General features: G+C 37.4%; 15 protein-coding genes, 1 tRNA gene and 1 pseudogene. 9 read left to right on the forward strand and 8 right to left on the reverse strand.

What is annotated here, in order from left to right; genetic code table 11:
- Positions 1–121: 121 nt before the first annotated feature.
- Positions 122–1,912, forward strand: coding sequence for a translational GTPase TypA (gene typA, locus H6F62_RS05365; RefSeq protein WP_028084433.1), 1,791 nt, complete (start codon positions 122–124; stop codon positions 1,910–1,912).
- A 333-nt stretch (positions 1,913–2,245) separates the two neighbouring features.
- Here the strand turns inward: typA and H6F62_RS05370 are convergent, their stop codons facing one another.
- From H6F62_RS05370 to H6F62_RS05380, 3 genes are all read right to left on the reverse strand, one after another.
- Positions 2,246–2,722 carry a DUF1499 domain-containing protein gene (locus H6F62_RS05370; protein ID WP_137906380.1) on the reverse strand — a complete coding sequence of 159 codons (477 nt, stop codon included), beginning with the start codon at positions 2,720–2,722 and terminating at the stop codon, positions 2,246–2,248.
- Between the two features lie 591 nt (positions 2,723–3,313).
- Positions 3,314–5,221 (reverse strand): 1-deoxy-D-xylulose-5-phosphate synthase, encoded by a 1,908-nt coding sequence (dxs, locus tag H6F62_RS05375; RefSeq protein WP_137906290.1) that lies wholly within the window; start codon positions 5,219–5,221, stop codon positions 3,314–3,316.
- An 87-nt stretch (positions 5,222–5,308) separates the two neighbouring features.
- Positions 5,309–5,382: transfer RNA gene (locus tag H6F62_RS05380), tRNA-Arg, on the reverse strand.
- Positions 5,383–5,826: 444 nt separating this feature from the next.
- Between H6F62_RS05380 and H6F62_RS05385 the strand changes: the two genes are divergently transcribed.
- Positions 5,827–6,837 carry a transposase gene (locus tag H6F62_RS05385; protein WP_190371512.1) on the forward strand — a complete coding sequence of 337 codons (1,011 nt, stop codon included), beginning with the start codon at positions 5,827–5,829 and terminating at the stop codon, positions 6,835–6,837.
- A gap of 52 nt (positions 6,838–6,889) precedes the next feature.
- On the opposite strand, the pseudogene H6F62_RS05390 reads toward H6F62_RS05385, so the two are convergent.
- Positions 6,890–7,171, reverse strand: a pseudogene (locus tag H6F62_RS05390) (ADP-ribosylglycohydrolase family protein); the annotation flags it as partial.
- A 177-nt stretch (positions 7,172–7,348) separates the two neighbouring features.
- Between H6F62_RS05390 and sir the strand changes: the two are divergent.
- From sir to H6F62_RS05410, 4 genes are all read left to right on the forward strand, one after another.
- Positions 7,349–9,262 carry a sulfite reductase, ferredoxin dependent gene (gene sir / locus H6F62_RS05395; protein WP_137906291.1) on the forward strand — a complete coding sequence of 638 codons (1,914 nt, stop codon included), beginning with the start codon at positions 7,349–7,351 and terminating at the stop codon, positions 9,260–9,262.
- Positions 9,263–9,375: 113 nt separating this feature from the next.
- Entirely contained in the window at positions 9,376–10,248 is an 873-nt protein-coding gene (locus H6F62_RS05400) for an NAD(P)-dependent oxidoreductase (protein ID WP_190371513.1), read from the forward strand.
- Between the two features lie 167 nt (positions 10,249–10,415).
- A complete protein-coding gene (locus tag H6F62_RS05405; RefSeq protein WP_137906293.1) occupies positions 10,416–11,384 on the forward strand; it encodes an SDR family NAD(P)-dependent oxidoreductase in 969 nt (322 codons plus the stop codon).
- A 93-nt stretch (positions 11,385–11,477) separates the two neighbouring features.
- Positions 11,478–12,146 carry a Uma2 family endonuclease gene (locus H6F62_RS05410; protein WP_190371514.1) on the forward strand — a complete coding sequence of 223 codons (669 nt, stop codon included), beginning with the start codon at positions 11,478–11,480 and terminating at the stop codon, positions 12,144–12,146.
- Between the two features lie 570 nt (positions 12,147–12,716).
- Here H6F62_RS05410 and H6F62_RS20835 read toward each other — a convergent pair.
- The 4 genes from H6F62_RS20835 to H6F62_RS05430 form a co-directional block, all read right to left on the reverse strand.
- Positions 12,717–12,860: a hypothetical protein gene (locus H6F62_RS20835; RefSeq protein ID WP_236097041.1), complete on the reverse strand. Its 144-nt coding sequence runs from the start codon at positions 12,858–12,860 to the stop codon at positions 12,717–12,719.
- Positions 12,841–13,086 carry a type II toxin-antitoxin system VapB family antitoxin gene (locus tag H6F62_RS05420; RefSeq protein WP_137906295.1) on the reverse strand — a complete coding sequence of 82 codons (246 nt, stop codon included), beginning with the start codon at positions 13,084–13,086 and terminating at the stop codon, positions 12,841–12,843. Before H6F62_RS05420 ends, H6F62_RS20835 begins: the two co-directional genes overlap by 20 nt.
- Positions 13,087–13,262: 176 nt before the next feature.
- Complete coding sequence (locus tag H6F62_RS05425; protein ID WP_190371515.1) at positions 13,263–13,694, reverse strand: type II toxin-antitoxin system VapC family toxin; 432 nt, start codon at positions 13,692–13,694, stop codon at positions 13,263–13,265.
- Positions 13,695–13,697: 3 nt separating this feature from the next.
- Positions 13,698–13,946 (reverse strand): plasmid stability protein, encoded by a 249-nt coding sequence (locus H6F62_RS05430; RefSeq protein ID WP_190371516.1) that lies wholly within the window; start codon positions 13,944–13,946, stop codon positions 13,698–13,700.
- 554 nt (positions 13,947–14,500) lie between these two features.
- Between H6F62_RS05430 and H6F62_RS05435 the strand changes: the two genes are divergently transcribed.
- The 3 genes from H6F62_RS05435 (at position 14,501) to H6F62_RS05445 (ending at position 16,108) form a co-directional block, all read left to right on the forward strand.
- Positions 14,501–14,809 (forward strand): type II toxin-antitoxin system HigB family toxin, encoded by a 309-nt coding sequence (locus H6F62_RS05435; RefSeq protein WP_137906297.1) that lies wholly within the window; start codon positions 14,501–14,503, stop codon positions 14,807–14,809.
- A 106-nt stretch (positions 14,810–14,915) separates the two neighbouring features.
- The gene (locus tag H6F62_RS05440; protein ID WP_190371517.1) at positions 14,916–15,347 is read left to right on the forward strand and encodes a transcriptional regulator; all 432 of its coding nucleotides are present in this window, start codon (positions 14,916–14,918) and stop codon (positions 15,345–15,347) included.
- Between the two features lie 359 nt (positions 15,348–15,706).
- The gene (locus tag H6F62_RS05445) at positions 15,707–16,108 is read left to right on the forward strand and encodes a GxxExxY protein (protein ID WP_190371518.1); all 402 of its coding nucleotides are present in this window, start codon (positions 15,707–15,709) and stop codon (positions 16,106–16,108) included.
- Positions 16,109–17,345: the final 1,237 nt, after the last annotated feature.

Here is a 17,345-nt window from a genome sequence, read left to right on the forward strand (position 1 = left end):
GTGGCAATTACGCTATAATTATTAAAGGTTCGTTACAGAACTGGCAAAGTATCCCCACTTCTGTTAAAAGACCCCAGCCCAAGACTTCTTCTAAAAACCCTCAAGTTTACCACAACCATCTATGACGCTCCCAATTCGTAACGTCGCCATTATCGCCCACGTTGACCATGGTAAGACCACCCTAGTTGATGCTCTCCTCAAACAGTCCGGCATTTTCCGCGAAGGCGAAGACGTTCCGGATTGTGTCATGGACTCGAACGCTTTGGAGCGGGAACGAGGCATTACTATTCTTTCTAAAAATACAGCGGTTCGCTACAAAGAAACTCTCATCAATATTGTTGATACCCCTGGACACGCTGACTTCGGCGGGGAGGTAGAGCGGGTACTCGGTATGGTGGACGGTTGTTTGCTCATTGTTGATGCCAATGAAGGTCCAATGCCCCAAACCCGCTTTGTACTTAAAAAAGCTTTGGAAAAAGGTCTGCGGCCTATTGTCGTGATTAACAAAATTGATCGCGGACAAGCTGACCCCCACGTTGCTGTTGACAAGGTTTTGGATCTGTTCTTAGAATTAGGGGCGGATGAAGACCAATGTGACTTTAAATACCTATTTGCCTCCGGGATGGCAGGTTTCGCTAAAGAAAGTTTAGAAGCGGAATCAGTAGATATGCAGCCTCTATTTGATGCGGTTCTCCGCCATGTCCCCGCACCTGTGGGAGACCCTAATAAACCTCTGCAACTGCAAGTTACTACTCTCGATTATTCTGAATATTTAGGACGAATTGTCATTGGTAAAATCCACAATGGTACTATCCGCGCCGGACAACAAGCGGCTCTAGTAACAGAAAGTGGTAATATTGTCAAGGGTAAAATTACCAAATTAATGGGATTTGAAGGTTTAAGACGGGTAGATATGGAAGAAGCTACCCCAGGTTATATTGTAGCAGTTGCTGGTTTTGCTGATGCTTACATCGGTGAAACTATTACAGATCCTAATGAACCCCTGGCTTTACCCTTAATTAAGGTAGATGAACCAACTTTACAAATGACCTTCTGGGTGAATGATTCCCCTTTTGCAGGTCAAGAGGGTAAACTGGTAACATCTCGCCAAATACGCGATCGCTTATTCCGGGAATTAGAAACTAATGTGGCATTGCGCGTTGAAGAAACGGACTCTCCTGATAAATTTTTAGTTTCCGGTCGTGGTGAATTACACTTAGGGATATTAATAGAAACCATGCGCCGTGAGGGTTTTGAATTTCAAGTATCTCAGCCGCAGGTAATTTATCGTACAGTTAACGGTCAGCCTTGCGAACCTTTTGAACTTCTGGCTTTAGACGTTCCCGCCGATGCTGTTGGTAGCTGTATCGAACGGTTGGGACAACGAAAAGCGGAAATGCAAGATATGCAGCCCGGAGGTGGAGACCGCACCCAATTAGAATTTATCGTTCCTGCCCGTGGTTTAATTGGTTTCCGAGGTGAATTCATGCGAATGACTCGCGGTGAAGGTATCATGAACCATAGCTTCCTTGATTATCGTCCACTTTCTGGCGATATTGAAGCCCGCAACAAAGGCGTTTTAATCTCCTTTGAAGAAGGTGTTTCTACCTTCTACGCCATGAAAAACTGTGAAGATAGAGGCGCATTCTTTATCAGTCCTGGAACTAAGGTTTACAGAGGTATGATTATTGGTGAACATAATCGTCCCCAAGACCTAGAATTGAACGTTTGTAAAACCAAGCAGTTAACTAACCATCGCGCGGCGGGTGGTGATGAACTTGTGCAGTTACAAGCACCCATAGATATGAGTTTGGAACGAGCGTTAGAATACATTGCTCAAGATGAATTAGTCGAGGTAACACCGGAATCTATTCGTCTCCGCAAAATGTCCAAGAAATTGGTCAAACGCTAATATCTGTAGGGGTGGGGTTTTCCCACCCTGATTTATTAATCTGCGTTGATTCAGAAAGATAACTTTTTCAAATATCCATTTTTATAAAATTTCCACTTTTGCAATAGTCAGTTGCTATTCTCAATAATCTTGAGAATATTATCAATAATTTTACGGAAATAGGTTTTTTCAGCCATTGATATTGACATTTTTTTCTGCTATTATTTAGTTATGATCCAAAGGGGTTATATTTTTATTTTTTTTTATTTTTTAATCTGACTCTGTGTATGGAGCATTTTAAATGTATTTTATATAACTATTCTATACACAGAGAAAAGAGGTTAAAAGGTTAAATTAAATATTTAAATCCTTTAAAGCTAAACGAATTTGCTCTAAGCGGGTGCGGTTGACACCAAAATCAGAATCTCCAACACGAGATGAGGAACGGATATGAATTAGCGACTCATTGCTAGGGAAATAAAACTCTAGATCATCAACAAATTTGAAAATGCGGCTTTTAGAAATAGCATGAATATAATTATCTGCTTGTTCTATAACTTCTGTGCGGGGAACAACAGTGAGAACTTTTAGCAAGGTTTCTCTAGCTTGATCTCGCGCTACATGATAAGTAATGGGTTGAATAGTGTGTTTAGTATCAGCATTTTGACTAACAACACAGTTAGGAGAAGTTGGACAAGGTTTCAAAGAACCTGACTCCACTCCCAAGCTAGAAGCCCAACTAGTCCCAGGAACTATTAAAATCATCATCAGAGCTAGAAATAGCGAAAAAATAATATTTTGTAGTCGGTTGATAGTTGTTAAATTGGACATTATTTGTTTGATGTTATATGCTGCAACTTCAGCTATTTTATTAGCTTGAGATACATTTTGGCAAGTTAGGCAAATTTGAATTTTCACGATTTTACTAGCTTTGGTATGTATTGTCTCGCTTTTTTCAATAAGGCACAGCAGGAGTTTATCACGGATCTAGTTGCAGATAATATAAGTGTATTTGGGTGGAAATATGAATATTTTTTCATATATACGGTGACAAAAAAGATGATATAAGTTTAATTAAAGCACCATTGGAGTTTTACGAAAAACTCATAAGTTTTTTAAATATTTTTTTTTAAAAAAATCCCACTATCATGTTTATCGAGAATATAGCTAGTTCATTCTCAATAATATTGAGAATACTATCAATAATTGAACGAAGTTACTAGGGTATTGACCTCTTGACTTTTTATGCTATTATTGAGGTGTAAAATCCGAGGGTTTTTTATATCTAAAATTAACCTTGGATATTCGTTTGTCCTAATTCTGATCCTCACTTGAGTTCGTCCATGGATACGCTTGTAATATCTTTAATGTAGGGGTGAGCAATTGCCCCTACATTCCTAAGAACGTTTCTACAATTGTGAGTTATTTCACAGCAACTAATTCCTTATTAAAGAAAGCTTGTAAAACTGTTGCTGCAATTTGGTCACCAGTCAAGCCTAATTCTGTGTAAGATTGGTCAGGTGTGGCATGATCTACCAAAATATCAGGTACACCAATTCGTTTGACAGGAACTAGAATATCAGCATCAAGTAAAACTTCAGCTACCGCAGAACCAAAACCACCCATTAAACAACCTTCTTCCAAAGTGACAACCCGGCCAATTTGTTTAGCCAATGGTAAAATCAAATCGGTATCTAAAGGCTTGACAAAACGGGCATTAATTACAGTAGCTTCAATCCCATGTTCGCTGAGAATTTGGGCAGCTTGCATTCCTGGGTAGACCATTGTACCATAGCCGACGATTAAAACATCGTCACCTTGACGGATAATTTCCCCCTTACCGATTTCCAAAGCTTCCCAACCTTCTTCCATTAAAGGGACACCGTGACCATTACCACGGGGAAAGCGCATAGAAATAGGTCCATCTGTGTAGTTAATGCCAGTAACCACCATCCGTTGTAATTCTGCTTCGTCCTTGGGAGCCATTACCACCATATTGGGAATACAACGTAGATAAGCAATATCATACATACCTTGGTGGGTCGGACCATCAGCACCAACAATACCTGCCCGATCTAAACAGAAGAATACGGGTAGGTTTTGAATACAAACATCGTGAATAATTTGGTCATAAGCACGTTGTAAGAAAGTGGAATAGATAGCAGCGACAGGACGCATACCTTCACAAGCTAAACCTGCGGCTAAAGTCACAGCGTGTTGTTCCGCAATTCCTACATCAATATACTGATGAGGTAGTTTAGCTTGTAGTTTATCTAAACCCGTACCAGTAGCCATTGCAGCTGTGATACCGACGATTTGGGGATTTTGTTCCGCCAATTTAACTAGGGTGTGAGAAAAGACCTTAGCGTAAGCAGGAGGTTTAGGTTTACTAGAAGGAATTGCTTTACCAGTAGCCAAATTAAAGGGAGTTTGGGCATGATATCCTACTTGGTCCTTTTCCGCTATTTCATAGCCTTTACCCTTAGTTGTGACTACGTGAACCAAAACAGGACCAGTAATTTGATGTGCTTGTTGGAATGTAGTAATTAACTCCTCTAAATTATGTCCGTCAATTGGACCCATATAGGTAAAACCCAATTCTTCAAAAACCGCACCTACTTTAGGAACTGCTAAACGCTTCATTCCTTCTTTAATGCGTTCTAGTTCTGGGGAAAGAGACTCACCCACAAAAGGAAGATGTTTTAACTGTTCTTCAATACCATCTGAGAGAAACTGTACTGGTGGACTCAGACGCATTTTATTGAGATAACGAGGAATTGCACCTACATTGGGAGAAATAGACATCTCATTGTCGTTAAGAACCACCAGGAGATTAGTTTTTGGCAGGTGACCAGCGTGGTTAATAGCTTCTAAAGCCATACCTCCAGTTAAAGCACCGTCACCAATGACAGCAACGGCTTTAAATTTTTCCCCTTTCAAGTCACGGGCTAAAGCCATACCCAAGGCAGCGGAAATACTTGTAGAAGCGTGTCCTGCACCAAAATGATCAAATTTATTCTCGCAGCGTTTAAGATAACCTGCAACGCCGTCTTTTTGGCGGAGAGTGTCGAAGTTGCTGTAGCGTCCGGTGATTAGTTTGTGAGGATAAGCTTGATGACCGACATCCCATATTACCTTATCCCGGTCTAAATCTAAGGTTTGGTAAAGCCCTAGTGTTAATTCTACCACACCCAAACCAGGACCCAAATGCCCGCCAAAGGCGGCTACGGTTTGTAAATGCTTCTCACGAATTTGACGAGCAATTTGTTCTAACTGTCGAATTGACAAACCATGCAACTGGTTAGGATGGGTGATTTCACTCAAGTGCATATTATCAGCTTTTCCTCTCTAACTCTTCTTTTGGCATAATTTTATTATCCCACTTCCGGTGGCCTCTAAAATCTGACGTGATGACAACGGGTACGACAGGACTCGAACCTGTGACCGTCCGCTTAGAAGGCGGATGCTCTATCCAACTGAGCTACGTACCCATGAAGCCTTCACCATTATATCTAATATTCTCCAAATAGGCAAGAGGAAATTTTAAATTTCCTGATTCCAGTCAGAAGATGCAAGTGATTGGTGAGTTGAGGTACACTAGGAAACAAAATAGATCCGATATTCAGATATATTGTGATGTTAAGGAGTAATTGCCTATGAATATAATATAAATTAAATGCAACTCCCGAATTTTACTCTGGTTTTGTATCCAGGTTAATGGCAAATTATCTTTCTCAAATAATTAAGTAATTATACCCTATGGTAATGCTCTAAAGAAAACTACATATTCTTTATCAACAAAGCCCTTGTGAGGAGTATTCTAAGTGTTTATTGGCGTGTGATTCCGGTCCATAGTTCTAGAATACGAAGTATCATTGAGTATTCAACGCCAAGACCGTGGACGCAAACAAACTTAACAAATTTTGGTGTCTACCGTGAGAAAACTAACAGATTCTGACAAACAAGAAATTCTCAAGTTATATCGAGAAAGTGCGGAAACAACTTCCACTTTAGCAGAACGCTATGGTGTGAGCAATTCCACAATTAGCAGACTGCTCAAAAGTACCTTACCAGAAGAGGAATACGAATATCTCGTATCTTTAAAACGCGCTGCTAGAACCCCTGAGGGTAGAGCGCAGGTAAGTTATGATCAGTTACCGCTGTTGAACCAACCACTATTGCTATTAGAAGCGTCTACCGGCTTGAGCAGTGGTGAGGAGTTATCAACGCCAGAACCGGAAAAGCTGATCATAGCAGCAAAAGTAGATGGTGATCCTGATTTTCCTGAAGATATTCCGGCTAATAGGCGGGTAAAAACACGCTCCTCAGCGGTGGAACAACCCCAGCCTCCGGTCATAAAAGAATCTCCAGTTATCAAGGAACTGGAAATTGTCAGACATAAGCCCACAGAAACGCCAATTATTCCCAAACCTAAGTTGGAGGTGCAAACTCGACGTTCACAGCCAAGTCTGTTTGCGGAAATTTTGGATGAAGATTTGCTGGATGAACCTGATGATTTAGATGATGATGATTTAGATGATGATTTGTATGATGATGAGGAGGACTTTGAGGACGAGGACTATGAAGCTCCCAAACCTCTGGTTACTAGACGGAAAAATGGAGAAGCATCTGTTCAAGTTTTACCATTGTCAGTTGCCCATTTACCAAAAACCTGCTATTTAGTAATTGACCGCTCTGCGGAATTAATTACCCGGCCACTCAAGGATTTTGGTGATTTAGGTCTCATTCCCAGTCTGGAAAATCAACAGAAAACTCTGCCCATTTTTGATAATCATAGAGTAGCTAAACGCTTTTCGACAAAGCGCGATCGCGTTATCAAAGTTCCTGACAGTCAAGTTCTTCATAAGGCTAGTAACCATCTACAAGCCAAGGGAATTACGCGACTGTTAATTGATGGTCAGGTTTACTCATTGTCCTTAGTTTAAAGACAATGGTGATATTTGCTGGTTGGAGTAGTTTTCTACTCTAACCGCTGCTTTATAAAATTGCCGCAAAACGATTAGATAAATCAATAATATCCTGTTGGCGAGCAATTTTTTCAACCCATTCCGGGGGAATATTTTCTATACCGTAATAAATTCCCGCTAACCCACCAGTCACTGCAGCCGTAGTATCTGTATCTCCCCCTAAATTAACAGCTTTGAGAACTGACTCAGTGTAAGATGAGCTAGTTAATAAACACCAAATAGATGCTTCTAGAGTATCAATTACATAACCGCCTGAATTAATTTGGTTATCAGGTAATTCGGCAATTTTACCGCGTTGATCTAAAATGGTAATTTATGTCAATGATCAGGCTGGCCTCTGATCATGTTATTATTAAAATAATATTCATAATTCCGACCAAATTCAAGTAGTTTAATTAGCCCAATAAGTGCTATTAATTGCCTAATTTCGGTTTCATCTACCGCTTTATTCAGAAACGTATCTACCGTAATGGTTAACTCTGCTGCTTCTTTTGTTACTAACCGTAAACCTTCTAAAGTAGAAGGTATCAAAGAAAATAGTAACTTTTTGCGTGAACCCGTGGCTACTGAAATCCTTCAGGATACCACCCACTTTAGTGAAGACGCAATTCAGATTCTCAAGTTCCATGGTTCTTATCAACAAGATAACCGTGATAACCGCGTCAAGGGACAGGAAAAAGATTACCAAATGATGCTGCGGACAAAAAGTCCCGGTGGGTTAATACCACCACAGCTATATTTAGCCTTGGATAAACTGGCTGATGAATATGGTAATCATACCCTCAGAGCCACTACTCGCCAAGGTTTTCAATTACATGGTATCTTAAAAAAGAACCTGAAAACGGCGATCGCTACAATTATCCAGAATCTTGGTTCAACTTTGGGTGCTTGTGGTGACATTAACCGCAATGTTATGGCTCCTCCAGCCCCCTTTAAAAATCGCTCAGAATACCAATATGCTTGGGAATATGCCCAAAATATCGCTGATTTGCTTTCTCCCCAAACTGGCGCTTATTATGAGATTTGGTTAGATGGGGAAAAAGCCATTAGCGCCGAAGAACATCCAGATGTCAAAGCAGCGCGACAAAGTAACGGTAATGGTACTATTTTTCATGATTCCGTAGAACCTATCTATGGAACTCATTATATGCCCCGGAAATTTAAAGTTTGCGTGACGGTTCCTGGGGATAATTCCGTTGATTTATATTCCCAAGATTTGACCTTGGTAGTAATTACCAATAAAAAAGGTGCATTAGCAGGATTTAATATCTTCGCTGGTGGTGGTTTGGGTAGAACCCATAACAAAGAGGAAACCTTTGCCAGAATTGCTGATCCCATTGGCTACGTAGGCAAAAATGATGTATATAATCTGGTGAAAGCTATAATTGCTACACAGCGAGATTATGGTGATCGCACGGACAGACGACACGCAAGACTAAAATACTTAATTAATGATTGGGGTGTAGATAAATTCCGCACCAAGGTAGAAGAATACTTTGGTAAACCTCTCGAACCGTTTAAACCTCTAATCCAGTTTAAATATAAAGACTTTCTCGGCTGGAATGAACAGGGAGATGGTAAGCTCTTTGTAGGTATTTCCATTGATAACGGGCGTGTAAAAGATGATGAGACATTGCAACTCAAAACCGCTTTGCGGACAATTGTTGAACAATTTAATCTCCCCATTCGCTTAACAGGTAATCAAAACCTGATTTTTTACGATATTGCACCGGAGCATAAGGAAGCCATTCAAGAGATTCTCGACAACTGCGGCGTTGTAGCAGATCCCAACCAAATAGCAGCATTAACACGCTATGCTATGGCTTGTCCGGCTTTACCTACCTGCGGTTTAGCAATTACAGAATCAGAACGAGCCATTCCCGAAATTTTAACAAGAATCCGGGCTTTATTAGATCAACTGGGTTTACAAAAAGACCATTTTGTGGTCAGGATGACTGGATGCCCTAATGGTTGCGCTCGTCCTTATATGGCAGAATTAGGTTTTGTGGGTAGTGGTGTGGAATCTTATCAAGTGTGGTTAGGTGGTTCACCAAATCAAACTCGTTTAGCCCAACCTTTTGTGGAAAAACTGCATCACAATGATATTGAAAGTTTCCTAGAACCGATTTTTGTTTTCTTTAAAAAATCCCGCACACCCAAAGAAAGTTTTGGCGATTTTTGTGACAGAATGGGTTTTGATGCCATTAGGGAATTTGTGGCTAATTACACACCAGGAGATCCTACTAGCAGCGGTAAATCACGTCATAGGGTAAGTCTACGGGATGATTTTTATCAGCAACTCAAGGAAACTGCTGAAAAACAATCGCGGCCGATGACTGATTTAGTACATGAGGCTTTGGAGAAGTATTTCCAAGATTCATAAGTAGATAAGTAGATATTCTCACGCAAAGACGCAAATTTTTTGCGTGGGATTAGATTAATGATGGTATGGTTTTTATTGCAGAGATGCTAAGATTCACCAGGAAGGAAAGATATATGCAAAAACTCTTAATTACGGGTGTTAGCGGTTTTCTAGGTTGGCATCTTTGCCAATTAGCAAAACGAGAATGGGAAGTTTATGGTACATATTATAGCCATTTTTTAGAAATACCTGATATCAAAATGGTGAAGGTGAATTTGACTAACTTCCAGGAATTAAAGGGCTTATTTAATCATATCAAACCCGATGCAGTAATTCACGCAGCAGCCCAATCTCAACCTAATTATTGTCAAATAAATCCCCAGGAATCCTATAATATCAATGTTACGGCATCTTGTGATCTGGCTGGACTTTGTGCGGATAATTCTTTACCTTTTGCTTTTACCTCTACTGACTTGGTTTTTGATGGTTTAAATGCACCTTATAGAGAAATAGATTCAGTATCTCCGGTAAATATTTACGGTGAGCAAAAAGTTGCGGCTGAAGCAGGTATATTAAAAGTATATCCCCAAGGGGCTATTTGTCGAATGCCGTTAATGTTTGGCAAGGAAACACCGACAGCAAAAAGCTTTATTCAGCAATTTATGCAAGTATTGAAAGAGGGAAAAGAACTCAATTTATTTATAGATGAATTTCGCACTCCGGTTAGTGCAAATACAGCCTCCAAAGGTTTATTGTTAGCTTTAAAAAAGGTGCATGGGATTATTCATTTAGGTGGAAAAGAAAGAATTTCTCGTTATGATTTTGGGAAAATATTAGCTGAAATCTGGCAATTTCCAGATGATCAATTAAAATCCTGTTTTCAAGAAGATGTGAAAATGGCAGCACCTAGACCAAAAGATGTTTCTTTAGATAGTTCAAAGGCTTTTGCTTTAGGTTATAATCCATTATCTGTGCGCGAGGAATTAGAAATATTAAAATCATATTAAGTAGGTTGGCGTTAAAAATTGTCGTTATGACAAGGGAACTCTTAACAGGGAACTCTTAACAGGTTTTGGGAAACTTTACTTTTCGTTACTTATGTCGGTTTTTTTCCGTTCACCTACTTAAAATCATATTAAAATCTCTGGCTGTCAATAAAATGTAAATAAAAAAAATGAGTAAAAATCTTCAAGGGAAAATAGCCTTAGTTACAGGTGCTACTAGAGGTATTGGTAAGGGAATTGCTGTGGGTTTAGGTGAAGCAGGTGCTACTGTGTATATTACCGGGCGCACTTTTGAACCCAATAATTATGAGCATTTTGGCGGTAGTTTACGGGAAACTGAAACCGCTGTTATCGAAGCTGGTGGGGTTTGTATTCCTGTACAAGTTGATCATAGTGATGATGAGCAAATTCGTCAACTTTTTGCACGTATTGAGAGCGAACAAAATGGTCAATTAGATATTTTAGTTAATAATGTTTATGGCGGAGTACAAGCATTAAGAACAGCCTTTGGTAAGCCGTTTTGGGAATCAGAACCGGGTTTTTGGGATGCTGCTAATAATGTAGGTTTAAGAAGTCATTATGTGGCTAGTATTTATGCTGCAAGAATGATGACCAAACGCAAAAAAGGGGTTATTTTTACTATTTCTTCCTGGGGAGGAATGTCTTATATTTTTAGTGTTCCTTATGGTGTGGGAAAAAGTGCTTGTGATAGATTAGCCGCAGATATGGCTAAGGAATTAAAACAATATAATGTAAGTTCTCTGGCTATTTATCCGGGTATTGTGGGTACGGAACAGATTACAAATTTTGCCAAAGAACAGAGTTCAGAAAATGGTAATTCTTCATTATTTGCTGATGGTTATAATTGGGAAACACCATTATTTACTGGCAGAGCGATCGCTAGTTTAGCATCTGATGCTAATATTATCAAGTATACAGGTAAAATTCAAATTGTCGCTGAAGTTGCCAAGAGATATGGAATTGTAGATCAAAATGGTAATCGTCCTGTATCTTTACGTTCTTTGCGGTTTATTTTACCAATGGCTATACCTTTTTTAAGAAATTATGCTTGGTTAATTCCTGATTTCACCATACCTTGGTTTGTGATTTTCTTCTTGATGATTGGTAGTAGGTTTTAGGAATTGGGATTTTTTACAAGAGTCTATTGTGATCTTAATTTTTAGGGAAATAGTATACAATGAATAAAAAGTCCTCAAGTAGTGGATAAAATCATGGTTAACCAACTTTTAATCAATGATATTGATAATTGTGATGTACCAGATGTCAACCTGCTAGTCACCGAAGATGATACACCCGTGGATAATCTCGCATCGGCTAAACAACAACGTCTTTTAGTTGGTTCTCTTTACAGTGCTTTTAAAAATCAGGTTTTTTTAGCTGAAGCCAATTTTGGTATTTATCATACTTATGGTGAACCCGCTATAGTTCCTGATGTATTTATCAGTTTTGATGTTGAAGTTCCTGAAAATTGGTGGGAAAAACAAAACCGTTGTTACCTAGTTTGGAAATTTGGTAAATCACCCGAAGTTGTCATCGAAATTGTCTCTAATCAAAAAGGTGAGGAATTAGCGAATAAACTGAAAATCTATGAACAAATGCGGGTATCTTACTATATTGTCTATGACCCAAATCAACAATTAGGAGAACAGGTTTTAAGAATTTACACTCTCAAAGCTAGACGTTATGTAGAAACGACAAACAACTGGTTAGATGAGATTGGATTAGGTATAACTTTATGGACAGGAGAATTTGAAGGTAGACATAGTTCTTGGTTGCGTTGGTGTTACGAAGATGGTACAATTTTAGCGACCGGTGATGAACGCGCTCAATTATTAGCGGAAAGATTAAAGGCTTTGGGTGTAGATCCTGATAGTATTTAAAGGTGATTAAGTAAGGGTAAATCGCAATGCTAAACCCTTGCGAATGGGGATTTAAGGATTTTTTTTGTCTGAATCAGGATAACCAGGATTAAAAGATTTATGGCTAACGCCACGCTTCGCTATCAGGACGTTGTTGTTTGATTGTCTATGAGAAGTACAGATTTTAGGATGTTAGATAATAAATTATCCGTTAAATTATTTGTTGTTATTTGTTGACTGTTGGTGTAACTGTATTTTATAATATCTCAATATTCACAGACAATTAAAATTTCAGCATTCCACCAACAATTTACAAATTACCATCCTGTACCTCCTTTAATTTGGTGCTAATTATTAATTTCCAGAAAATGGAAAACGCAAACATAAGAGAGGTCTTACTTGTTGAATAGTTTCAAAATCACGATCATTATGAATTAGGGTTAGCTGGGTTTCTATTGCTATTTGGGTAATACAACAATCTATACTACTTCTAACAGTTAAACCTTGTCTTTGTAAATCATAATAAATTCGTGCTGCGAAAACCCAAGTATTATCAGTTGCTTCAAGATAGTCTTGTTCTTGCAGGTAGGTTTACAATAACATCCACTCCCTTTCATCCCGACAACCTTGTAATAATTCCATCTGGGTAAATCGAGTCAGAAAGATATTTTCATCTTTGATAAGTGTCTGGAGATTTTGACGTGCAACTCCTGTTTTATCGCGTAAAACATTCATCCAAACGGAAGTATAAATCAGAAACATTTCGATTTTCTCGCAATGCTTTGTAATCGTAGTCAGGAGTAAATTGAATTTGTCCACTTAAATCAAGTAAGTTCCGCTTTTTACGAGCGCGAATTAGTTCTTGTAATGCTAGATGAATTAATTCTTTTTTGGTTCGCACGTTAGTTAAACGAAATGCTTCTTCTATTAACCCGTCGTCAAGTTCAATATTGGTTCGCATGATGTTGAGGTAGATTATGTGTATGGATATGTGTATTATACACTATATTCCAGCAACAACCTACAAATTACCATCCTGTACATCCTCAAATCCTGGACATCCTGATTTTGACAAAAAATATGAATCGAATATTTTAATTATGTTGGGTTGCGTTCCTGAATCTAAGCTACGAATTACTAATATATGGATTCAGGTTTCCAAGGATTAATAATAGAAATACCACATCCTTCAAAATCAGTAACATTGCGCGTTACTATAGTTGCTTTATGAGTGTAACAAATAGCAGCAATTTGAGCATCAGGTTGAGAAATTGGAGTACCATTTTGTCGTCGTCCAGATGCAATATGAGCAAATGCTACAGCAGCATTTTGATCAAACGCTAGAACTCGTCCAGCGAAATCTTCAGAAAACATTAGTTGTGCTGTTTGACTAAGTTGTTCTCGTCGTTTTCCTCCTGGAAGCAAAGCAATACCATAGAGAATTTCTGCTTGAGTAATTGTTGTAGTAAACAAACTCATTAAAGGTTGTGCTGCTACCCATTGACGAACTATTGCTGATTTTTGAGTTTTCATTAGTTCGGAAATGACGTTTGTATCAAGAATAATCATTTTCTAATCTGCAAATATTGACACTGTGCGAATCGCTTCTCTCTCTATTTCTGGTAATTCCAAATCTTCAAAATTGGCAAAGCGTTTTTCAATCAGAGTTGCTAAATTAATCGGATTTTCAGGATTTTCTGTGAGAACAAGACGGAGAATTTCTGTAATTTCTTGTTCTAGAGAATGTCCATGTTTTTCGGCTCGTTTTTGTAACTGATTTTTTAGATCATCATCAAGATTGAAAAGTGTAATATTAGTCATAATCAATTTAGAGTTAAAGGATATGTTTATTATACACTATTTTGTCTGAATCAGGATAACCAGGATTACGGGATTTACAGGATGTTGTTGTTGGATTGTCTATGAGAAGTAGAGATTTTAGGATGTTAGATAATAAATTGTCCGTTAAATTATTTGTTGTTATTTGTTGACTGTTGGTGTAACTGTATTTTATAATACTTCAATATTCACTACATCCTTTTGAAAATCAATAATTTTTTGACTTTTGACCTTTGACTTCCCGAAGGGTGTCCTGGACATCCTGATATGGCTTGCGCCACGCTACGCTATCAGACAATGACAATTTCAGCATCCCACCAATACTTTCAGTGACTTGTACGTAAGCCATAAGAGTAAAAAGATTCAAGTAAAATAATTATAAATTAAATACTTGCTTTTAAATTCGCATTTTGCTAAGATTATTTTAAAGCCTTTTTAAGGCCTTTTAATTAATTCACTTATTGATTGAATGTAAGAGGTAAGTATCATGTTGATTGCAAAATGTATTGTAAAATGTAGAGGAAAACCATACATATATGCGGATTATTTCAGAAACCAAACTTAAAAAAGCTTGTGAAAAGCACTCTGATGCCGAATCTAGCATACAAGCCTGGAAGAAGCTTGTAAAGGAGCAAGACTGGAAGAGTTTTAGTGAAATAAAAGCTAGTTCCGTTTTTGCACCTGACTTAGTTAAAAACTTTGTTATTTTTGACATTGGAGGAAATAAGTATCGGTTAATAACTTGTATTAACTATAAGACCAAAGTCATATATATCCGTGATTTTCTTACTCATGCAGAATATGATAGGGATAAATGGAAAGACGATGAATGGTTTAATAGCTAATACTAATGAGGATTGATGAATTAGGTAAAACAAAGATTGTATTATTCAATCTTAGTCCTAATATTTTTAGTCCTAATATTTAAGTAAATAAAACCATAATGAACGAATGTTGAATCATCACAGCAGCTATACACAATTACTTGTATCTTTCCCCCCACGTCCTATAAAGAATGAAGAAGATTTAGAAAAAATTCAAGCAGTTGTTGATAATCTACTTGATAAGGGGGAACTAACAGAGGAAGAAGAAGACTATTTGGATTTACTGGGAATTTTAATTTATGAATATGAGGAAAAACAAAATCTGATTCCAGATATCTATGGAGTAGAACTTTTAAAAGTTTTAATTGCGGAGTTAAATCTGAAACAAAAAGATTTAGTTCCTATTTTTAAAACAGAGTCAATTGTTTCCGATGTACTTAAAAACAAGCGTAAATTAACAGTTGAACATATTGAAAAGCTGGCAAAGTTTTTCAATATTTCAGCCGCCGTATTCTTTCCAAAAAATTCATCAGAAAGAGATTTTTTAGAAGTAGCATAACGCACTATTTCAATAACAAAATCAAAATCGTGCGTTACATTTCATTAACGCACCCTACAATTAACTATCTCTGTCTGATAGCGTAGCGTGGCGCAAGCCATATCAGGATGTCCAGGATTACGGGATTTATGGCTAACGCCACGCTTCGCTATCAGGATGTTGTTGTTTGATTGTCTATGAGAAGTACAGATTTTAGGATGTTAGATAATAAATTATCCGTTAAATTATTTGTTGTTATTTATTGACTATTGGTGTAACTGTATTTTATAATATCTCAATTTTATAATATCTCAATATTCACAGACAATTACAATTTCAGCATCCCACCAACAACCTATAAATCACAATCATGTAAATCCATGAACACACCTAATACCCAAAATAAAAAATTAGATGAAATCACATATATCATTAATGGCTGTGCAATGAAAATACACCGAACTTTGGGAAATGGTTTTCAGGAGGTTATTTATCAAAGATGTATGGAAATTGAATTGCAAAAAGCAGGTTTAGGTTTTGGAAGAGAGGTACAACAAGTAATTTATTATGAGGGAATTGAAGTAGGAACAAGAAGGGCAGATTTTATAGTTGAAAATCAGGTTGTGGTGGAGTTGAAAGCGATAATTAATTTAGAAGATGTTCATTTAGCGCAAGCGAAAAATTATTTGGTAGCTTATAATTTTCCTGTGGGTTTATTGATTAATTTTGGTGCGTTAAAGTTGGAATATAAGAAGGTGTTTAATCCTAGATATCGGGTTTAAGTTGTCTGAATCAGGATAACCAGGATTTTAGGATTTACAGGATGTGGTTTTTTATTTGAGGTGGGGATTTTGAGGGTATTTTTTGTCTGAATCAGGATAACCAGGATTTTAGGATTTACAGGATGTGGTTTTTTATTTGAGGTGGGGATTTTGAGGATTTTTTTGTCTGAATCAGGATATCCAGGATTTTAGGATTTACAGGATGTGGTTTTTTATTTGAGGTGGGGATTTTGAGGATTTTTTTGTCTGAATCAGGATATCCAGGATTTTAGGATTTACAGGATGTTGTTGTTTATTTGAAGTAGGGATTTTGAGGGTATTTTTTGTCAGAATCAGGATATCCAGGATTTAAGGATTTACAGGATGTTGTTGTTTATTTGAAGTAGGGATTTTGAGGGTATTTTTTGTCAGAATCAGGATATCCAGGATTTAAGGATTTACAGGATGTTGTTGTTTATTTGAAGTAGGGATTTTGAGGGTATTTTTTGTCAGAATCAGGATATCCAGGATTTAAGGATTTACAGGATGTTGTTGTTTATTTGAAGTGGGGATTTTGAGGGTATTTTTTGTCTGAATCAGGATAACCAGGATTAAAGGATTTACAGGATGTTGTTGTTTATTTGAAGTGGGGATTTTGAGGGTATTTTTTGTCTGAATCAGGATAACCAGGATTAAAGGATTTACAGGGTGTTGTTGTTTATTTGAAGTGGGGATTTTGAGGGTATTTTTTGTCTGAATCAGGATAACCAGGATTAAAGGATTTACAGGGTGTTGTTGTTTATTTGAAGTGGGGATTTTGAGGGTATTTTTTGTCTGAATCAGGATAACCAGGATTAAAGGATTTACAGGGTGTTGTTGTTTATTTGAAGTGGGGATTTTGAGGGTATTTTTTGTCTGAATCAGGATAACCAGGATTAAAGGATTTACAGGGTGTTGTTGTTTTATTATCTATGAGAAATAGATACTTTAGGATAATTGATAAGATAAATTATCTGTTAAATTATTAAATTATCTGCTGTTACTTCTTGACTATTACTATAACTGTATTTTATCATCTTTCAATATTCACAGATAATTCATCAATAACAATCTGTCTGAATCAGGATAACCAGGATTAGAGGATTTACAGCACTTCCCGGTGTTATGAGGTACAGTAACAACAATTAGTGAACCAATTTTTTAAATGTTGAGGATTCATCAAATCGAGAGCAACAGAAATAACTTTATCAACTATTTC

This window comes from Anabaena sp. FACHB-1391, from assembly GCF_014696755.1.
Classification (GTDB): Bacteria; Cyanobacteriota; Cyanobacteriia; order Cyanobacteriales; family Nostocaceae; genus Dolichospermum; species Dolichospermum planctonicum.

Bases quoted from the DNA above. Each gene is read 5' to 3' on its own strand.
- sir (WP_137906291.1), top strand. From the start codon at position 7,349: ATGGTTAACTCTGCTGCTTCTTTTGTTACTAACCGTAAACCTTCTAAA.
- H6F62_RS05425 (WP_190371515.1), bottom strand. From the start codon at position 13,694: ATGATTATTCTTGATACAAACGTCATTTCCGAACTAATGAAAACTCAA.
- H6F62_RS05405 (WP_137906293.1), top strand. From the start codon at position 10,416: ATGAGTAAAAATCTTCAAGGGAAAATAGCCTTAGTTACAGGTGCTACT.
- H6F62_RS05370 (WP_137906380.1), bottom strand. From the start codon at position 2,722: ATGTCCAATTTAACAACTATCAACCGACTACAAAATATTATTTTTTCG.
- dxs (WP_137906290.1), bottom strand. From the start codon at position 5,221: ATGCACTTGAGTGAAATCACCCATCCTAACCAGTTGCATGGTTTGTCA.
- H6F62_RS05410 (WP_190371514.1), top strand. From the start codon at position 11,478: ATGGTTAACCAACTTTTAATCAATGATATTGATAATTGTGATGTACCA.
- H6F62_RS05400 (WP_190371513.1), top strand. From the start codon at position 9,376: ATGCAAAAACTCTTAATTACGGGTGTTAGCGGTTTTCTAGGTTGGCAT.
- H6F62_RS05430 (WP_190371516.1), bottom strand. From the start codon at position 13,946: ATGACTAATATTACACTTTTCAATCTTGATGATGATCTAAAAAATCAG.
- H6F62_RS05435 (WP_137906297.1), top strand. From the start codon at position 14,501: ATGCGGATTATTTCAGAAACCAAACTTAAAAAAGCTTGTGAAAAGCAC.
- H6F62_RS05420 (WP_137906295.1), bottom strand. From the start codon at position 13,086: ATGCGAACCAATATTGAACTTGACGACGGGTTAATAGAAGAAGCATTT.
- H6F62_RS20835 (WP_236097041.1), bottom strand. From the start codon at position 12,860: ATGAATGTTTTACGCGATAAAACAGGAGTTGCACGTCAAAATCTCCAG.
- typA (WP_028084433.1), top strand. From the start codon at position 122: ATGACGCTCCCAATTCGTAACGTCGCCATTATCGCCCACGTTGACCAT.
- H6F62_RS05440 (WP_190371517.1), top strand. From the start codon at position 14,916: ATGTTGAATCATCACAGCAGCTATACACAATTACTTGTATCTTTCCCC.
- H6F62_RS05445 (WP_190371518.1), top strand. From the start codon at position 15,707: ATGAACACACCTAATACCCAAAATAAAAAATTAGATGAAATCACATAT.